This is a genomic window from Streptomyces sp. B21-083, from assembly GCF_036898825.1.
In the GTDB taxonomy this organism is placed as follows: Bacteria; Actinomycetota; Actinomycetes; order Streptomycetales; family Streptomycetaceae; genus Streptomyces.
In genome coordinates, this window is record NZ_JARUND010000002.1 from 629082 (window position 1) to 645915 (window position 16834).

The window sequence follows — 16834 nt, forward strand, 5'->3', positions numbered from 1 at the left end:
GGTGCCACCTCGACTTTCAATATGAAACGAAAGCGTTCCGTTTCGTAGCAGTTATAGGGTGGCGAGGTGACTCCTCCCACACCTCCGGAAACCCCGCGACAACCCTCCGACCAGCCCGCACCCTCCCCGACCGCGGCACGTCGGGGGCGGCCCCGCGACGCCTCGCGGGACCGTGCGTTGCTGGATGCGACTCTGGCCGTGTTGACCGAGAGTGGCTATGGCTCGCTCACCACCGCCGCCGTCGCGGCCCGCGCCAAAGTGTCGACCGCCACCCTGTACCGGCGCTGGCCGTCCAAGGAGGTCCTGGTCGTCGACGCTGCCGCCGCCTATGCCTGGGAACTCACCGATCAACCGGACACCGGGACGCTCGAAGGCGACCTGCGCGCCCTGCTCCGGGACAAGGCGGCATCGCTGACCGGGAGAGAGGGAGGGGTGCTGCGGACCCTGATCGGCGAGGCCGCGTACAACGCCCCGCTCGCCGAGGCTCTCGTCGACGCGTTCGTACTGCCTGTCCGCCGGCGCATGGAGGAGATCTCCCGGCGTGCGGTGGACCGAGGTGAGATCCCGCCGTCGGAGATCGGCGCCGACCTGCTCGGCGACCTGGTCATCGGCCCCATGATGAGCAGGTTCTTCCTCACTCCTCTGCTGCCGGACCAGGTCGACGCGGCAACCGCTACGGAGGCCGCCGACCGCTTCCTGCCCCTCCTTCTGCGCGCCTTCGGACACAACAGCCAGGGTTGAGCGAGGTGCCTGGTCTCCCGCACCTGCTGAATCCGAAGTTGACGTGGCCGAACATGCCGTATCGGCCGCCGAGTTGGAACGTGGGCGGGCTGGGCTGCACTACCGCAGCGATCCGGGATGGCCGAGGTGACGTCGCGGGCCATTCGATCGCGCAACGGCGTGTGAATCAGTCGGCGACGCGATACGTGGTCTCGTCGAAGTCGGCGTGCAGGCCCCCGCCTGTCAGGTCCCACGCCCACAGGCCGACGAACGCGCCGGTGAATCCCAGGGACCGGATCTGCCCTTCCACGATCTCCTCGGCGTGTTCGTCGGACAGCACGGTGGCGTCGAGGGACGGGCCGAGGGGGCGCCAGCCGGGCCCTGTGTCGTAGCGGAAGCGGAGCGTGGTGCCGTCGAGGTCGAGGCCGAGCCGGAGCCTGGCGGTGTCGTCGAGGCGTACCTCGCCCGCTTCGTCGACGCTCACCGCGCCCCGGTCGCAGCTCGTCACGCGCAGCACCGTCTCGCCCCGGTCGTCGGCGGTGAGGTGGAGGTAGTACCAGGCGCGTGAGTTGTAGTACGCGGTGATGCCGGCCAACTGCTGTACTCCGTGAGGCCGGTACTCCACCGTCGCCTCGAACGCGCAGCGCGCGGCGGTCACCCGGCGGGCGACCAGACTCGCGCCGGTGAGGCTCTGCGGTGAGCGTCCGCCACGCAGCCGCAGGTGGGAGGGGCGCTCGGTGAGCGAGAGCCAGTCGGGGGCGGCGGGGCGGCGCAGGGTGGACCAGGCGGGGCCGAGGGCCGGCCGGTCGAAACCGTCGTACTCCCTGGGGCGTGTGTCACCGGGGCCTGCGGGCTCCTCCTCGGCATCGGCGAGGGGCACGTCCGGGGCGGGTACCTCTACGGCGGGCAGGCCGGTCGGGGTGCGCGGCCAGCCGTCGGTGGTCCAGGTGACGGGGGTGAGCGCGGTCTCGCGGCCCAGCACGCACGGACCGTGTCGGCCGAGAGGCCTGGCGACGAGATACGCCATGTACCACTCGTCGGCGGGCGTGTGCACCAGGCTGCCGTGCCCGGCCTTCTGCAGCGGCAGGTCGGGGTGATCGCGGGCGGTGATCAGCGGGCCGAAGGGGTCGCGCTCGTAGGGGCCGGTCAGGGCGGCCGAGCGGGCCACGGTGACCTGGTGGTCGTAGCCGGTTCCGCCGTCGGCGGTCAGCAGGTAGTACCAGGGGCCGCGACGGTAGAGGTTGGGGCCCTCGATCCAGCCGGCCTGGGGCGGCAGCACGATCCTGACCGGCTCGCCGGTCGTACGGCGCGCGGCACGGTCGAACGCGGTCGCTTCCAGGCCCGCCGAACCGCCGTGGCCCGGGCGCCAGTCGTGAACCAGGTTCACAAGCCAACTCCGGTCCCCGTCATGAAACAGCGACGCGTCGAAGCCACGCGCGTGCAGCGGTACCGGGTCTGACCACGGCCCGTCGATCGACGGGGCGGTCGTCAGGTAGTTGGGGCTGTCGGTGAAGCCGCCCGCGTATGTCGACACGTTGCTGTAGACGAGGTGGAAGAGACCGTCCACGTGGCTCAGATTCGGCGCCCACACGCCGCCGGAGTCCGGCCGCCCGGTCAACTCCAGCAGCCGTGTGCTGTCGAGAGCCCCACCAAGGGAGCGCCAGCGCACCAGGTCCCTGGAGTGGTGCAGACGTACGCCCGGGTACCACTCGAACGTCGAGGTCGCCACGTAGAAGTCCGCCCCCACCCGGACGATGGACGGATCGGGGTGCGAGCCGGCCAGCACGGGATTGCGGATGATTCGCGCGGTCGGCTGTGGCATGTACGCCCACTCTCCCTGGCCCCACGGCCCACGTCTGACAACCCTCGAAGCAGCGGGCCGATGATCGGATGATCAAGAGGGACCGTAGTGTCGAACACGTTCGCAAGCAACGCCCCGTCCGCAGCCCGTCCGCAGCCTGTCCGCGGTCCATCCGCAGTCCGTCCTTCGGCGTCCGGAGTCCGGCCCTCCGATCCTCGCCGCCCCTGGTCACCGTCCATGGGTTCGCCGCGGGCGGTCCGGGGCACGTGAAATCCGGTTGCCCGGCCGGAACGGCGCTGCGAGAGTCGTGGCCATGTCTGTCTTCTCCGCTTACGACGGAACCAAGCTGGCCTGTCGCGTACTCGGGGAGGGGCCGCCGCTGGTCTGTCTTCCCGGCGGCCCGATGCGGGACTCCGACTACCTCGGGGACCTCGGCGGTCTGTCCGCGCACCGGCGCCTGATCATGCTCGATCCCCGGGGCACCGGCCGGTCCGCGACGCCGGAGGATCCCGCGTCCTACCGTTGCGACCGTCTCGTGGAGGACGTCGAGGCCCTGCGTGAACACCTCGGCCTCGACCGGCTCGACCTGCTCGGCCACTCCGCCGGCACGAACCTGGCCGTGCTGTACGCGGCACGACACCCGGAACGCGTCGGTAGCCTCGCGCTGATCACCCCGAGCGTCCTGGCCGTCGGCGTCACCGTCACCGGGGACGTCCGGATCCGGACGGCACGGCTGCGCCAGGACGAGCCGTGGTTCCCGGAGGCCTTCGCGGCCCTGGAGGCCCTCGTCGCCGGCCGGCCCGACGCCGACACCTTTCAGGCCATCGCCCCCTTCTGGTACGGCCGTTGGGACGAGACCGCACGCGCCCACCGAGCGGCCGAGGACGAACATCGCCACGACGAGGCCGCGGCCGCCTTCGCCGCCGAGGGCGCCTTCGACCCGGCGGCCACCCGGGCGGCGCTCACCTCACTCGCTGCGCCCGTCCTCGTCCTGGCCGGAGAGGTCGACCTCAACTCCCCGCCGCCCGCGATGGCCGAGCTCTCGGCGCTCTTCCCGCACGCCGAACTCGTCGTCCAGCCCGGCGCCGGCCACTTCCCCTGGCTCGACGACGCGGACCGGTTCGTGGCTACCACCCAAGCGTTCCCGAGGTGGGCAACCACCGCACGGACCCCTCCAAAACCTCTCGACTCCCCGTTGGAGACCGCCTGATGGACATCGTGCGCTTCGTGGAAATCCTGGACGCGCAGGGCCAGTTGATGGCCGACGCGGCCGAGCGGGCAGGGACCGACGCCAAGGTGCCGACCTGCCCGGGCTGGCAGGTGCGCGACCTGGTGCTCCATACGGGCGTGGCGCACCGCTGGGCCGCCTCGTACGTCGCCGAGCGGAACATGTCGCCCCATCGCCCCGGCAGCCCGCCCGACCTCGACGGCGGCGCGCTGCTCACCTGGTTCAGGGAGGGCCACCGCACCCTCGTCGACACCCTCGCCTCGGCCCCGCCCGACGTCGAGTGCTGGAGCTTCATGGCCGCCCCCTCACCCCTCGCCTTCTGGGCCCGGCGGCAGGCCCATGAGACCGCCGTCCACCGGGTGGACGCCGAGTCCGCCGTCGGTCCCGCGCGCACGCCGTTCGCCCCGGAGTTCGCGGTGGACGGCATCGACGAACTGCTGCTCGGTTTCCACGCCCGCGCCAACAGCCAGGTCCGCACGGACGGACCCCGCCTGCTACGGGTGCGGGCGACGGACCGGGACGACGCGGTGTGGAGCGTACGGCTGTCGTCGGAGCCGCCGGCGGCCGAACGGACCACCCTCCAGGCGGCGTCGAACCGGGAAGCCGACTGCGAGGTGACCGGCCCGGCCGCCTCTCTCTACCTGGCACTGTGGAACCGGCAGCCGTTCACCGGCGTGACCGGCGATCCCGCGCTCGCCGCCCTGTGGCAGGAGAGGTCCGCCGTCTGACGTCGACACACGTTCCGCACCGTCGAGCCATTTTGTTGCATCTACATTAATTGCACCTACATTCAATGCATGTGCATGTAATGGCTTCGGCGTGACCTCTCCGCTCACCGTCCCAGCGGCCGACGGCCGCTGGACTCCCCATCGTCGGCGGTTACATCCTGGGATACGGCGGACTCCTGCTCCTCGGCGGGAGGACCGCCGACCTGCTGGGCCGCGCGTCAGGTGTTCCTCGTGGCGCTCGGTGTCTTCGCCCTCGCCTCAATGCTCGGCGGACTCGTCGACTCGGGCCCCCTGCTGATCGCCAGTCGCTTCATCAACTGCCCGGGCCTGTCCAGCGTCCGAGCCCGGCCGGGGTGGCTTGCCCGGCCGGGCACCCAGCTGTTTGACTCAGGGAATGGACAACTACGGGGGACACATGGGGCAGGGCCGCGCGAGGAACTCCCAGGCGCGGCGGGACGCGGTCACCGTGGAGATCGGATACGCCCTGTGCAGCGCCGTGTTCCTGGCGGCCGTCGTCTTCGCGGTGGTGGCCGGTCCGGCGTGGGTCTTCGACCTGTCCGATGCCACGCAGGGCACGCTCGTCGCCTCGGGCGCGACGCTGGGCGCCGTCCTGTTCACCGTGCGCGTGGTGAGCGTACTGAACCGCTTCGCCCGCGAGAACGGCGCCGCCGACGGGCCTCAGCCGAGCCAGCCCGGCCGTACCAACCCCGACTCGTAGGCCAGCACCACCAGTTGGGCCCGGTCGCGGGCGCCCAGCTTCACCATCGTGCGGCTCACATGGGTCTTCGCGGTGAGCGGACTGACGACCAGGCGGCGGGCGATCTCCGCATTGGACAGGCCCATTCCGACCAGGGCCATCACCTCCCGTTCCCGTTCGGTGAGCCCGGTGAGGGCGTCGGCGGCGGCCGGTTCCTTCGAGCGGGCGGCGAACTCGCCGATCAGGCGGCGCGTGACTCCCGGCGAGAGCAGCGCGTCGCCGGCGACCACCGCCCGTACGGCGCGCAGGAGTTCGTCCGGCTCGGTGTCCTTCACCAGAAAGCCGGAGGCACCGCAGCGGATCGCCTCGAAGACGTACTCGTCGAGTTCGAAGGTGGTCAGCATGACCACCCTGACGCCGTTCAGCGCGGTGTCGCCGGTGATCCGGCGGGTGGCGGCGAGCCCGTCCAGCACAGGCATGCGGATGTCCATCAGGACGACATCGGGGCGCAGTTCGCGTACAGCACGCAGCGCTTCCTCTCCGTCGGCGGCCTCCCCTGCCACCTCGATGTCGGGCTGCGCGTCGAGCAGCGCCCTGAACCCCGCACGGACCAACGACTGGTCGTCGGCGAGCAGTACACGGATCACCGGTCCTCCTTCGCCTTGAGCGGCAGCAGCGCCAGCACCCGGAAACCGCCGTCCGCGCGCGGTCCCGCCTCGATCGTGCCACCGAGGGCGGCGGCCCGCTCCCGCATGCCGGCCAGTCCGTTCCCGCTGCCACCCGCGTCGGCGCCGGTCGCCGGCCCGTCGTCGTCGACGCAGAGCCGCAGGGCGCCGTCCGCCTCGATCCGCACGCGCGCGTGCCGCGAACCGGAGTGCCGTACGACGTTGGTGAGGGCCTCCTGGACGATCCGGAAGGCGGCGAGATCGGCACCCGGCGGCAGCTTCGGGGCCGCGCCCAGCACCTCGACGGTCAGCCCGGCCGCCGCAGCCTGCTCCACCAGCTCGGACAGCCGGTTCAGCCCGGGCGCCGGAGCGCGCGGCGCGTCCCCCGGCGTACGCAGTGTGTCGAGCACCTGGCGCACCTCGCCGAGCGCCTCCTTGCTGGCCGCCTTGATGGTGGTGAGCGCGGTACGGGCCTGCTCGGGGTCGGAGTCGAGCAGCGCGAGACCGACCCCGGCCTGCACGTTGATGACGGAGATGCTGTGCGCGAGTACGTCGTGCAGTTCGCGCGCGATCCGCAGCCGCTCCTCGTCGGCGCGCCGCCGGGCGGCCTGGGCGCGCTCGGCGCGTTCCCGGTCCCACTGCTCCCGTCGCACCCGGACCAGCTCGGCGACCGCCACGATGGCCACCACCCAGGCGGCGACCACGAGCTCCTGATTCCAGGGTGCGGCCTCGTCACCGGACGGCGGCAGCCACCGGTACAGCCAGTGCGCGATCAGTACGTGTCCGGCCCAGAGCATCCCGACGGCCGCCCACGCGGCCCTGCGGTGCCCGGCGACGACAGCGCTGAAGCAGCCCAGGGCCACGGTCAGGAAGACCGGCCCGTACGGATATCCGGCGCCGAGGTACACCATGGCGGCAGCGGCGGTGCCGAAGACGACGAGCGCCGGATACCGCTGCCGCCACAGCAGCAGTACCGAACCGGCGACGAGCAGGAGACACGCGAAGAGGTCCAGGTGGGCGCGGTCCCCTTCCTGTCGGCCGGCGGCGAACTTCGAGCCGACGAGCACGAAGGCGGTCAGCAGGACGACGGAACGCCAGGGCCACCGGCCGACGCCCCGGCCCGCCTCTGTCGGGCCCTCCCCGTCCCGGTGCCCCCACCACCGGGGCGGCCCTCCCCCGCGTCCACGTGCGCGCAGCTCGTCCATGCCGGCCACGCTAGACGGCACCGCCCCGCGACGGCGTCCGCCGGGCGAGGTGATCACCCGTACTCCCCGCGGAGTACCCCTACTCTTCCTCCCTCTCGGGGAACACCAGCCCCACCCCGTGGGCGATCCGGCCGACGGCGTACCGGTAGAACCTCTCCCGGTCCTCCACCACCCGGTTGAACTGACCGAACAGCTCGAACCCGACCAGCCCGTACACCTGCGCCCAGGCCGCGGCGAGCGCCAACGCCACCTCCGGTGGCAGGTCGGGGGCGATGTCGGCGGCCAACCGCTCGCCCTCGGGGCGCAGTTCGGCGGGGATCGGGGTAAGTGCCACGCCTCGACCCCGGTGGGCGTCGCGCACGATGTCCATCAGCAGCAGTCCGACGCGCGAGGCGGCCGGCACGGTGGTGGGGGGCGCCTTGTACCCGGGGACCGGGGAGCCGTAGATCAGTGCGTACTCGTGGGGACTGCCCAGCGCCCAGCGACGCACCGCTTCGCACACCGCGACCCAGCGCCGCAGCGGGCCGGTGTGCACGACGGCGGCGTGGGCGGCCTCGGCAGCCTCGCCCATGGAGTCGTAGGCGTCGATGATGAGAGCGGTCAGCAGGTCGTCGCGGCTGGGGAAGTAGCGGTAGAGCGCGGAGGAGACCATGCCGAGTTCACGGGCGACGGCCCGCAGCGAGAGTTTGGCGGCACCATCGGCCGCGAGCTGTCTGCGCGCCTCGTCCTTGATCGCCGAGGTGACCTCGATCCGGGCACGGGCGCGGGCTCCTTTTGCGGTGCTCATGGGTGCGAGTGTTCCATGTTTTCGGAGCAGTGCACACAAACAAGAGCAGCGAACTAAAAAGAGAGCAGTGCTCTTGCTTTGGATCACCGGTCTCCGGCAGACTGCTCTCAAGCGAGAGCAGTGCTCTCGCAGTCAGGATCCACACACCCCTGACCAAAATTTCCAGGAGGACACCATGCCGTCGTCGTCAGCCCACTACATGAAGCCCAAGGCGTTCGACCGGGCCACGAACGGATTCATCGGCTGGCTCGCACGCCACGGCGTGAGTGTCATGGGCACCGCCGAACTCTCCGTGCTCGGCCGCAAGAGCGGAGAGTGGCGCCGGGTGCCCGTCAACCCACTGCCGTACGAGGGCGGCCCCTACCTCGTCTCGGCGCGCGGCCACTCCGAGTGGGTGCGGAACATGCGCGCCGCCGGCGGCGGACGCCTCAAGGTCGGCCGCCGGGTACAGGAGTTCACCGCCGTCGAGCTGCCGGACGCCGAGAAGCCCGTCGTCCTGCGCACCTACCTGAAGAAGTGGGGCTGGGAAGTGGGGCGCTTCTTCGGCGACGTCGACGTCAACTCGACCGACGAGGAGCTGCTCGCCGCCGCTCCCAAGCACCCCGTGTTCCGGATCACCGTCACCTCATGAACGGCCCCTCTGCACCCGGACGAGACCCGGGCGAGGTCTCAGGGCTTGTCGAGCACGGTCAGGGCGCGCCCCGCCATCGGGTGGGTGCGCACCAGCTCGCCCAGTGAGGTGGAGCCCCGGGTGATGTCCCGGAAGGCGTTCCACGCGGGGCGGAAACCGGTCAGCACGGCGTGGAAGAGGCCGGGGCGCCGCTCGAACGCCTTCAGCATGCTCCGGCCGACGGCCATCTCGACGCCGAGCCCCGCCTTGATCGCGAACGCGTAGTTCAGTGCCTGGCGGCGCGTGTCCACGGCGTCGTTGGCCTCCGCGATGCGTACCGCCCACTCCCCCGCCAGCCGTCCCGAGCGCAGCGCGAACGAGATGCCCTCGCGGGTCCACGGCTCCAGCAGGCCCGCCGCGTCCCCGCAGACCAGCACCCGGCCCCGGGAAAGCGGCGAGTCGTCGGCGCGGCAGCGCGTCAGGTGGCCGGAGGAGATGCTCGGTTCGAAGCCGGCCAGCCCCAGCCGGGCGATGAAGTCCTCCAGATACCGCTTGGTGGCCGCGCCCTCACCGCGCGCGGAGATCACCCCCACCGTCAGGGTGTCGCCCTTGGGGAACACCCAGCCGTAACTGCCGGGCATCGGGCCCCAGTCGATGAGCACCCGCCCCTGCCAGTCCTCGGCGACGGTCTGCGGCACCGGGATCTCCGCCTCCAGGCCGAGATCCACCTGGTCGAGTTTCACCCCGACGTGTGCCCCTATGCGGCTGGCACTGCCGTCCGCGCCGACGACCGCGCGGGCCAGCACCGTCTCGCCGCCCTGCAGGACGACGGCGACCGTCCGCCGGTCCGGCACCGCGGAGCCGTGCTGCTCGACCCGCGACACCGTGACGCCCGTACGCAGCTCGGCGCCCGCCTTCTGGGCGTGCTCGACGAGCTGCTGGTCGAACTCGGGCCGGTTGATCAGCCCGAACAGCATCTGCTTGGAACGGCGGGTGCGGGTGAAGCGGCCGTTGTTGGAGAAGGTGACCGCGTGCACCCGGTCCCTGAAGGGCAGTTCGAAGCCGGGCGGCAACGAGTCGCGCGAAGGGCCGATGATCCCGCCGCCGCACGTCTTGTAACGCGGCAGTTCCGCTTTCTCCAGCAACAGCACACTGCGGCCCGCGACCGCCGCCGCATACGCGGCCGAGGCCCCCGCGGGTCCCGCGCCCACCACAACGACGTCCCACACCTGCGCCACGTCGTCCGCCGAAGAGTTCTCGCTGCTCACGATGGTCTGCTGCTCCTGGTCATCCGCCTGCCGCACCTGTTCCTCCGCATCCTACGGCGGGCGTCGCCACAGTCCGCTGTGGGAGGATCACAGGACTTCTCTGGCTACAACGTCGCACCCACAAGGAGCGTGCCCATGTCCTCGAATCCGGTCGCCGAGACCGTCGCCTCCCTCATGCCGAGGGCACGGGCGGAGCTCACCGAACTGGTGGCGTTCAAGTCGGTGGCGGACTTCGAGCAGTTCCCGAGGAGCGAGAGCGAGGCCGCCGCGAACTGGGTCGCCGACGCGTTGCGAGCCGACGGGTTCCAGGACGTGGCCCTGCTCGACACCCCGGACGGCACGCAGTCGGTGTACGGCTTCCTGCCCGGCCCCGAGGGCGCGAAGACCGTCCTGCTCTACGCCCACTACGACGTGCAGCCGCCGCTCGACGAGGCCGGCTGGGTGACCCCGCCCTTCGAGCTGACCGAGCGCGACGGCCGCTGGTACGGACGCGGTGCCGCCGACTGCAAGGGCGGCCTCATCATGCACCTGCTCGCGCTGCGCGCCCTCATGGCGAACGGCGGCGTACCGGTCAACGTCAAGGTGATCGCCGAGGGCTCGGAGGAGATGGCCACCGGCGGGCTGGAGCGATACGCCGAGCAACACCCGGAGCTGCTCACCGCCGACGCGATCGTCATCGGCGACACGGGCAACTTCCGGGTCGGGCTGCCGACGGTCACCTCGACACTGCGCGGCATGACCATGCTGCGGGTCAGGATCGACACCCTTGAGGGCAACCTCCACTCGGGCCAGTTCGGCGGGGCTGCGCCCGACGCGCTGGGCGCGCTGATCCGCGTACTCGACTCACTGCGGGCAAAGGACGGTTCGACGACGGTCGACGGGCTCACGGACGAGGCGCCGTGGGACGGACTCCAGTACGACGAGACGCAGTTCCGCACGGACGCCAAAGTGCTCGACGGGGTGGAGCTGCTCGGCTCCGGCCCGGTCGCCGACCGGATCTGGGCGCGCCCGGCGGTCACGGTCCTCGGCATCGACTGCCCGCCGGTGGTCGGCGCCACCCCCTCCGTGCAGGCGAGCGCCCGCGCGCTGATCAGCCTGCGGGTGCCGCCGGGCGTGGACGCCTCGGCGGCGACCACACTCCTTCAGGCGCATCTGACGGCGCACACGCCGTGGGGCGCGCGGGTGTCCATGGAGCAGATCGGCCAGGGCCAGCCGTTCCGCGCCGACACCTCCAGCCCGGCGTACACGGCGATGGCCGAGGCCATGGCGGTCGCGTACCCCGGTCAGGAGATGCAGTACGCGGGCCAGGGCGGCTCGATCCCCCTGTGCAACACGCTCGCGTCGCTCTATCCGCGGGCCGAGATCCTGCTGATCGGTCTGAGCGAGCCGGAGGCCCGGATCCACGCGGTGAACGAGAGCGTGTCCCCGGAGGAACTGGAGCGCCTGTCGGTGACAGAGGCCCTGTTCCTCCGGAACTACGCCGCGTCCTGAGCCGCCGGGCGGCCCTCCCGTTACTCCGCCTCGGCCTCTCCCACCGCCACCCCCGCCTCCAGATAGAGCGCGGCGCCCCGTTCGCGCGCCCGCAGCGCCCCGCGCAGGCGCTCGTATCGGACGGGCGGGAGCAGGTCGGCGGCCTCCTCCTCGGTGACGAAGCGCCAGTCACGCAGTTCGGGGCCGGGCAGCAGCACCCGCCCGGCGCGGGCGCTGTCGAGCCGTCCGCCGTCGAAGAGGAGGCGCAGTCCGCCGTAGCCGGGCGGCTCGGGCGGCTCCCAGTCGATGACGAGGAGCCGGGGCACGTCGGTGAGGTGGATGCCCGTCTCCTCGGCGACCTCGCGGATGCCCGCGCGCGCGGGCGCCTCACCCCGCTCGACGACGCCGCCGGGAAACTCCCAGCCCGCCTTGTAGGTGGGGTCGACGAGCAGGACCCGATCCTCGTCGTCGAACAGCAGGACCCCGGAGGCCACCGTTTCGCCGGTGGGTTCCGGGGTCTGCACGATGTCGCACGTGGGCGCGGTCCCGGTGCTGACGGCCTCGGCGATTCGTACGGCCGTCTCGTACGGGGTGAGGTCGCTGGTGTCGACCGGATGGGCGTCGGCGGTGAGCCAGGAGGCGAGCGCCGTCCGGTACGACTCGATCTGGTCGTACGACCATTGCCGTACGCGTATCTCTCCGTCCGGGAGGTCCGGTGGGATCTCCCGGGTGGCTATTCGCTCGCGCAGTATCGTTTCCGCCGGGGCGAGGAGCACATGCCGGACCGTGATCCGGCGGGCGGCGAGGCCACCGAAGATCTCGTCGCGGTACTCCTGGCGGAGGAGCGTCATGGGGACCACGAGGGTGCCGCCGAGCTCGGCGAGCATGGCGGCCGCGGTGTCCACCACGAGCCGCCGCCAGATCGGCAGGTCCTGGAAGTCGCCGACCTCCGCGAGTCGCTTGGGTGGCAGCAGATGCGCGAGTGCCCCGCCGATGATCTCGGGGTCGAAGAGCGTGCTGTTCGGGATCAGTTCGTTCAGTTCCCGTGCGGTGGTGGTCTTCCCCGCACCGAACGCGCCGTTGACCCAGACGACGATCACATTTCCCCCTCTTCTGTTGGACCCCTGAGGCTTGCCCGCTCCACCCTGCCACGGAAACCAGATTCGGATGAGGGCGCATACACGGCGGCGCCGATGCCCCGTCACACGGGCCACCGGCGCCACTTGGACCACTTCCGGCTCGTCAGCCGTTGGCGCTGTCGCCTCCCAGCGCGTTCTCGTCCACGGCCATGCTGTCGCTCGCGACGGTGTGGTCGAGGGCGCTGAGCGTGTCGTCCACGTTCAGGTCACCGAGGGCGTCGGCCCCGAGGCCATGGGAAGGGGTGATCGCCGCGACGACGAACCCGGTGGCGAGGGAGGCGATGGCGAGCATGCTGCGCTTCTTCATGCCCGGCTCAACTGCCGAACCGGCGTGAGGGTCACGGCGTTCGCGCACCGTGTCACATTCCCGGTGCCCGCGCCGTCCTCCTGACGACGCACCATCCACGGAGTCAGCCGCCCCTCAGACGCGCGCCTCAGCCGTGTCGTCCGCCCTGCGAGTCAGCGCCGCCGCCGCCGCGCCGACCAGGCCGGCGTCCGTGCCCATCTGCGCCGGGACGATCTCCAGACGCTGGACGAACGACAGCGTGGCATAGGTCTTCAGGGCCGCGCGCAAGGGCGCGAACAGGACGTCGCCGGCCTTCCCCACGCCACCGCCGATCACGGCGACGTCGATCTCCACGAGAGTCGCCGTGGCGGCGATGCCGGCCGCGAGCGCCTGGGCGGCACGCTCGAAGGAGGCAAGGGCGATCGGGTCGCCGGCCCGTGCCGCCTCGGCGACCGCGGCGGCCGAGATGTCGCCGTCGGGGCCCGGCTGCCAGCCGTTCGCCCGGGCGCGGCGAGCGATGTTGGGACCGCTGGCGACGCGCTCCACACAGCCACGGGAACCGCAGGCACAGGGTTCACCGTCGAGTTCGACGCTGATGTGCCCGATGTGGCCGGCGTTGCCGGTGGGTCCGGGGTGCAGCCGGCCGTTGAGGACCAGGCCACCGCCGACACCGGTCGAGACGACCATGCACAGCGCGTTGTCGTGGCCGCGCGCGGCGCCCTGCCAGTGCTCGGCCGCCGTGATCGCCACGCCGTCGCCGATCAGTTCGACGGGCAGGCCTCCGGTCACGGCCCGGACACGTGCGACCAGCGGATAGCCGCGCCAGCCGGGCACGTTGACCGGGCTCACCGTGCCCGCCGAGGCGTCCACCGGCCCCGCGCTGCCGATACCGACGGCGGTCACACCTACCCACGACGGCGAGCCGGTCAGCTCGGCGAGCACCTCCTCGACGGCCCGCATGACCGTCTCCCCGTCCTCCCGGGCGGGCGTCGGGCGCTGGGCGCGCAGCTGGATCCGGCCGTGGCCGTCCACCAGCGCTCCGGCGATCTTGGTGCCGCCGATGTCGAGCGCGGCCACGAGGTCGGTGTGCATCAGTGTCAGATCTCCCTGTCAACCATGGCAAAGGGGCAGACCGGTCTGATGGTGGGGGCGCAGGCCGGAGTTGGTGTGCACAGTGTCCCCTGCACCTGACAACGTTGTCCAGGCCCTATGCTCGACGCCATATCCTCATACACAACCTGGGACGACGCATCCCCCGGACGCAACATGGTCCGGAGTATCGCGGTGGATCACCGTGGACCGCCGACATCTCGTGGACGACAGGACAGGACAGCGCATCGTGGCCGACACCGCCCGCCGCCCGGAGAACCGCTACGGCAACCGACCGACCATGAAGGACGTGGCCGCCCGTGCCGGGGTCGGGCTGAAGACGGTCTCGCGTGTCGTCAACGCCGAACCGGGTGTCACCCCGGAGACCGAGCGCCGCGTACAGGAGGCCATCGACGCCCTGGGGTTCCGCCGCAACGACAGCGCGCGAGTGCTCCGCAAAGGCAGTACGGCGAGCATCGGCCTCGTCCTGGAGGACCTCGCCGACCCCTTCTACGGCCCCCTGAGCCGGGCCGTCGAGGAGCTCGCCCGAGCGCACGGCGCCCTGCTGATCAACGGGTCGAGCGCCGAGGACCCGGACCGGGAGCAGGAGTTGGTACTGGCTCTGTGCGCACGGCGCGTGGACGGGCTGGTGATCATTCCGGCCGGTGACGACCACCGTTATCTGGAGCCGGAGCTGAAGGCGGGCGTCGCCACGGTGTTCGTGGACCGGCCGGCCGGGAAGATCGACGCCGACGTCGTCCTGTCGGACAGTTTCGGTGGCGCCCGTGACGGCGTGGCCCACCTGATCGCGCACGGTCACCGCAGGATCGGCTTCATCGGCGACATGCCCCGCATCCACACCTCCGCCGAGCGGCTTCGCGGCTACCGCGCCGCGATGGAGGACGCGGGGATACCGGTCGAGGACGCGTGGATGTCGCTCGGCGTCACCGACCCGGAGCGGGTGCGCCGCGCGGCCGAGGAGATGCTCTCCGCGCCGTCCCCGGTGACGGCGGTCTTCGCGGGCAACAACCGGGTGACGGTCACCGTCGTCCGGGTTCTCACCGAGCAGCGCCGCCCCGTCGCTCTCGTGGGTTTCGACGACTTCGAACTCGCCGACCTGCTCCAGCCGGGCGTGACCGTGGTCGCCCAGGACGCGGCTCAGCTGGGCCGTACTGCCGCCGAACGCCTCTTCCGTCAGCTGGACGGCACGCTGCTCTCCCCGGAGCGCATCGAACTCCCGACCCGCCTCGTCACCCGGGGATCGGGGGAACTGCCCCCGGCGGACTGAGACCGGCCTACGCCGTCGCCCTTAAGGGGCTCAAGGGCTCAGCAGACCGGGAGTCCGGGCACCGGGGCGTCGTTGTCGCCGCCCTTGAGGTAGACGACGCTGACGTAGACACCGGCGTTGCCGCTGTCGTCGTCGGTCTTCGCCCACCCGACGTTCGTCCACTGGCCGTATGTCTCGCGCCGGCCCAGATTCTGCTGGCATTAGAAGTAGTTGGGACCCGAGTTGAGGACGCCGACCACGGTGCCGGACGCGGTGTACGACTTGGCGGTGCGCCGGACCGAGCAGTTGTTGCCCCGTTCCTGTGACCCACCCGTACGTGCCGTACAGACTACGGGGCCGGTGTGACAGCGGAACCTCGTGCCCATGGTTGTGAGACAGGGGTCCTACCTGGGCGACGCGGTGAGGTCGGCTCGTCTCGGGCGCGCGAAGCCGTCCAGGTCGGCCCGGGTCAGGCCGTCCGTCGCCCGGGTCACCTCCGTGCCGTCGAGGGCGCCGCAGTCCAGGCCGCGCAGCAGATAGCCGCTGAGGGCCTTGGCGGTGGCGGGCTCGTCCATGACATCGCCGCCGGCGCGGTTGGCGTAGCGGGAGAGTCGGGCGGCGGCCTGTTCGTAGCCCTCGCGGTAGAAGGCGAAGACGGCCGCGTACCGGGTCGGGATGTGCCGGGGATGCATGTCCCAGCCCTGGTAGTAGGCGCGGGCCAGGGCGCGGCGGGTGAGGCCGTAGTGCAGGCGCCAGGCCGCGTGGACCTGCTCGGTCGGGCCGACCGGCAGGACGTTGGTGGAGCCGTCCGAGACACGTACGCCGGTGCCCGCCGCCGCGACCTGCATGATCGCCTTGGCGTGGTCGGCGGCCGGGTGGTCGCTGGCCTGGTGCGCGGCGGAGACGCCGAGGCAGGCGCTGTAGTCGAAGGTGCCGTAGTGCAGGCCGGTGGCGCGACCCTCGGCGGCCTGGATCATCCGGGCGACCGTGGCCGTGCCGTCGGTGGCGAGGATGGACTGGCTGGTCTCGATCTGGATCTCGAAGCCGATCCGGCCGGGCGTGAGACCGCGCGCCTTCTCGAACTCCTCCAGGAGTCTGACCATGGCGCTGACCTGCTCGGCGTACGTCACCTTGGGCAGGGTGAGGACCAGCCCCTCGGGCAGACCGCCGGACTCCATCAGACCGGTCAGGAAGATGTCGAGGGTGCGGATGCCCCGGTCGCGCACCGGCGCCTCCATGCACTTCATCCGGATGCCCATGTACGGGGCGGCCGTGCCCTTCGCGTACGCCTCGGCGATCAGACGGGCCGCGCGGGCCGCCGTCTCGTCCTCCTCGGCATCCGGGCGGGGGCCGTAGCCGTCCTCGAAGTCGACGCGCAGGTCTTCGATCGGCTCGCGCTCCAGCTTGGCGCGGACACGGTCGTGGACGGATTCGGCGAGGTCGTCGGACAGACCGAGGACGGCGGCGAAGGAGGCGGCGTCCGGGGCGTGTTCGTCGAGGGCGGCGAGGGCCTGGTCGCCCCAGGAACGGATGGTGTCGGCGGCGAACGCGTCCCCGGGGACGTACACGGTGTGGACGGGCTGGCGGGTGCCGGGGTCTCCGGGATAGCGGCGCTCCAGCTCCGCGTCGACCGGGGCGAGGGAGGCGCTGATCCCCTCGCTGACGGCACCCGCGAGGCTCGTCGTCACGTTTTCCTGCCGACCCTGCACCATTTTGAACCCTCCGTCTTCCGCACTACGGAATCAGTAATCCGCATAACGAAGCTAGCCGTCGATCTTCATCCAGGTCAACACTGTCTCGATGCGGGATTACCGATCCTTTCCCCCTGGTCACTGCCGATCCGGCGCCTTCTTCCGTATTCAGTGGGCAAGGTC

The 16834-nt window shown here is 71.4% G+C and carries 16 protein-coding genes and 2 pseudogenes; 8 read left to right on the plus strand and 10 right to left on the minus strand.

Annotation, left to right across the window (positions count from 1 at the left end):
• Nucleotides 1-66 precede the first annotated feature (66 nt).
• Nucleotides 67-741: a TetR/AcrR family transcriptional regulator gene (locus QA861_RS26825; protein WP_334591142.1), complete on the plus strand. Its 675-nt coding sequence runs from the start codon at nucleotides 67-69 to the stop codon at nucleotides 739-741.
• Nucleotides 742-907: 166 nt separating this feature from the next.
• On the opposite strand, the gene QA861_RS26830 is transcribed toward QA861_RS26825, so the two are convergent.
• Complete coding sequence (locus QA861_RS26830) at nucleotides 908-2542, minus strand: glycoside hydrolase family 43 protein (protein WP_334591143.1); 1635 nt, start codon at nucleotides 2540-2542, stop codon at nucleotides 908-910.
• Nucleotides 2543-2834: 292 nt separating this feature from the next.
• Between QA861_RS26830 and QA861_RS26835 the strand changes: the two genes are divergently transcribed.
• The 4 genes and pseudogenes from QA861_RS26835 (at nucleotide 2835) to QA861_RS26850 (ending at nucleotide 5195) form a co-directional block, all read left to right on the plus strand.
• Nucleotides 2835-3731, plus strand: a complete 897-nt coding sequence (locus QA861_RS26835) for an alpha/beta fold hydrolase (RefSeq protein WP_334591144.1) — start codon at nucleotides 2835-2837, stop codon at nucleotides 3729-3731.
• Nucleotides 3731-4477 carry a maleylpyruvate isomerase family mycothiol-dependent enzyme gene (locus QA861_RS26840; protein ID WP_334591146.1) on the plus strand — a complete coding sequence of 249 codons (747 nt, stop codon included), beginning with the start codon at nucleotides 3731-3733 and terminating at the stop codon, nucleotides 4475-4477. The genes QA861_RS26835 and QA861_RS26840 overlap by 1 nt, the downstream gene beginning before the upstream one ends.
• Nucleotides 4478-4617: 140 nt before the next feature.
• Nucleotides 4618-4840: pseudogene (locus tag QA861_RS26845) on the plus strand (MFS transporter); the annotation flags it as partial.
• A gap of 31 nt (nucleotides 4841-4871) precedes the next feature.
• The gene (locus QA861_RS26850) at nucleotides 4872-5195 is read left to right on the plus strand and encodes a DUF6332 family protein (RefSeq protein WP_334591147.1); all 324 of its coding nucleotides are present in this window, start codon (nucleotides 4872-4874) and stop codon (nucleotides 5193-5195) included.
• On the opposite strand, the gene QA861_RS26855 is transcribed toward QA861_RS26850, so the two are convergent.
• The 3 genes from QA861_RS26855 to QA861_RS26865 form a co-directional block, all read right to left on the minus strand.
• Complete coding sequence (locus QA861_RS26855; protein WP_334591148.1) at nucleotides 5156-5821, minus strand: response regulator; 666 nt, start codon at nucleotides 5819-5821, stop codon at nucleotides 5156-5158. The two genes, QA861_RS26850 and QA861_RS26855, sit on opposite strands and share 40 nt — an antisense overlap.
• On the minus strand, nucleotides 5818-7044 hold the full coding sequence (locus QA861_RS26860; RefSeq protein WP_334591149.1) for a sensor histidine kinase: 1227 nt from the start codon (nucleotides 7042-7044) through the stop codon (nucleotides 5818-5820). Before QA861_RS26860 ends, QA861_RS26855 begins: the two co-directional genes overlap by 4 nt.
• A gap of 79 nt (nucleotides 7045-7123) precedes the next feature.
• Nucleotides 7124-7831 (minus strand): TetR/AcrR family transcriptional regulator, encoded by a 708-nt coding sequence (locus tag QA861_RS26865; protein WP_334591150.1) that lies wholly within the window; start codon nucleotides 7829-7831, stop codon nucleotides 7124-7126.
• Between the two features lie 175 nt (nucleotides 7832-8006).
• Here QA861_RS26865 and QA861_RS26870 point away from each other — a divergent pair, with 175 nt between their 5' ends.
• On the plus strand, nucleotides 8007-8462 hold the full coding sequence (locus tag QA861_RS26870; RefSeq protein WP_334591151.1) for a nitroreductase family deazaflavin-dependent oxidoreductase: 456 nt from the start codon (nucleotides 8007-8009) through the stop codon (nucleotides 8460-8462).
• Nucleotides 8463-8500: 38 nt separating this feature from the next.
• Here QA861_RS26870 and QA861_RS26875 read toward each other — a convergent pair whose 3' ends face one another.
• The gene (locus QA861_RS26875; protein WP_334594855.1) at nucleotides 8501-9709 is read right to left on the minus strand and encodes a geranylgeranyl reductase family protein; all 1209 of its coding nucleotides are present in this window, start codon (nucleotides 9707-9709) and stop codon (nucleotides 8501-8503) included.
• A 135-nt stretch (nucleotides 9710-9844) separates the two neighbouring features.
• Here QA861_RS26875 and QA861_RS26880 point away from each other — a divergent pair, with 135 nt between their 5' ends.
• The gene (locus tag QA861_RS26880) at nucleotides 9845-11200 is read left to right on the plus strand and encodes a dipeptidase (protein WP_334591152.1); all 1356 of its coding nucleotides are present in this window, start codon (nucleotides 9845-9847) and stop codon (nucleotides 11198-11200) included.
• A gap of 20 nt (nucleotides 11201-11220) precedes the next feature.
• Here the strand turns inward: QA861_RS26880 and QA861_RS26885 are convergent, their stop codons facing one another.
• The 3 genes from QA861_RS26885 to QA861_RS26895 form a co-directional block, all read right to left on the minus strand.
• Nucleotides 11221-12279, minus strand: a complete 1059-nt coding sequence (locus QA861_RS26885; protein ID WP_334591154.1) for an NUDIX hydrolase — start codon at nucleotides 12277-12279, stop codon at nucleotides 11221-11223.
• 142 nt (nucleotides 12280-12421) lie between these two features.
• Nucleotides 12422-12625 (minus strand): hypothetical protein, encoded by a 204-nt coding sequence (locus QA861_RS26890; protein WP_006381451.1) that lies wholly within the window; start codon nucleotides 12623-12625, stop codon nucleotides 12422-12424.
• A 114-nt stretch (nucleotides 12626-12739) separates the two neighbouring features.
• Nucleotides 12740-13696 (minus strand): ROK family protein, encoded by a 957-nt coding sequence (locus tag QA861_RS26895; protein WP_334591155.1) that lies wholly within the window; start codon nucleotides 13694-13696, stop codon nucleotides 12740-12742.
• A gap of 220 nt (nucleotides 13697-13916) precedes the next feature.
• On the opposite strand from QA861_RS26895, the gene QA861_RS26900 reads away from it, so the two are divergent.
• Nucleotides 13917-14981 (plus strand): LacI family DNA-binding transcriptional regulator, encoded by a 1065-nt coding sequence (locus QA861_RS26900; RefSeq protein WP_334594856.1) that lies wholly within the window; start codon nucleotides 13917-13919, stop codon nucleotides 14979-14981.
• A 38-nt stretch (nucleotides 14982-15019) separates the two neighbouring features.
• Here the strand turns inward: QA861_RS26900 and QA861_RS26905 are convergent.
• Both QA861_RS26905 and QA861_RS26910 read right to left on the minus strand, forming a co-directional pair.
• Nucleotides 15020-15310, minus strand: a pseudogene (locus tag QA861_RS26905) (serine/threonine-protein kinase); the annotation flags it as partial.
• Between the two features lie 54 nt (nucleotides 15311-15364).
• On the minus strand, nucleotides 15365-16672 hold the full coding sequence (locus QA861_RS26910) for a DUF6986 family protein (RefSeq protein ID WP_334591156.1): 1308 nt from the start codon (nucleotides 16670-16672) through the stop codon (nucleotides 15365-15367).
• Nucleotides 16673-16834: the final 162 nt, after the last annotated feature.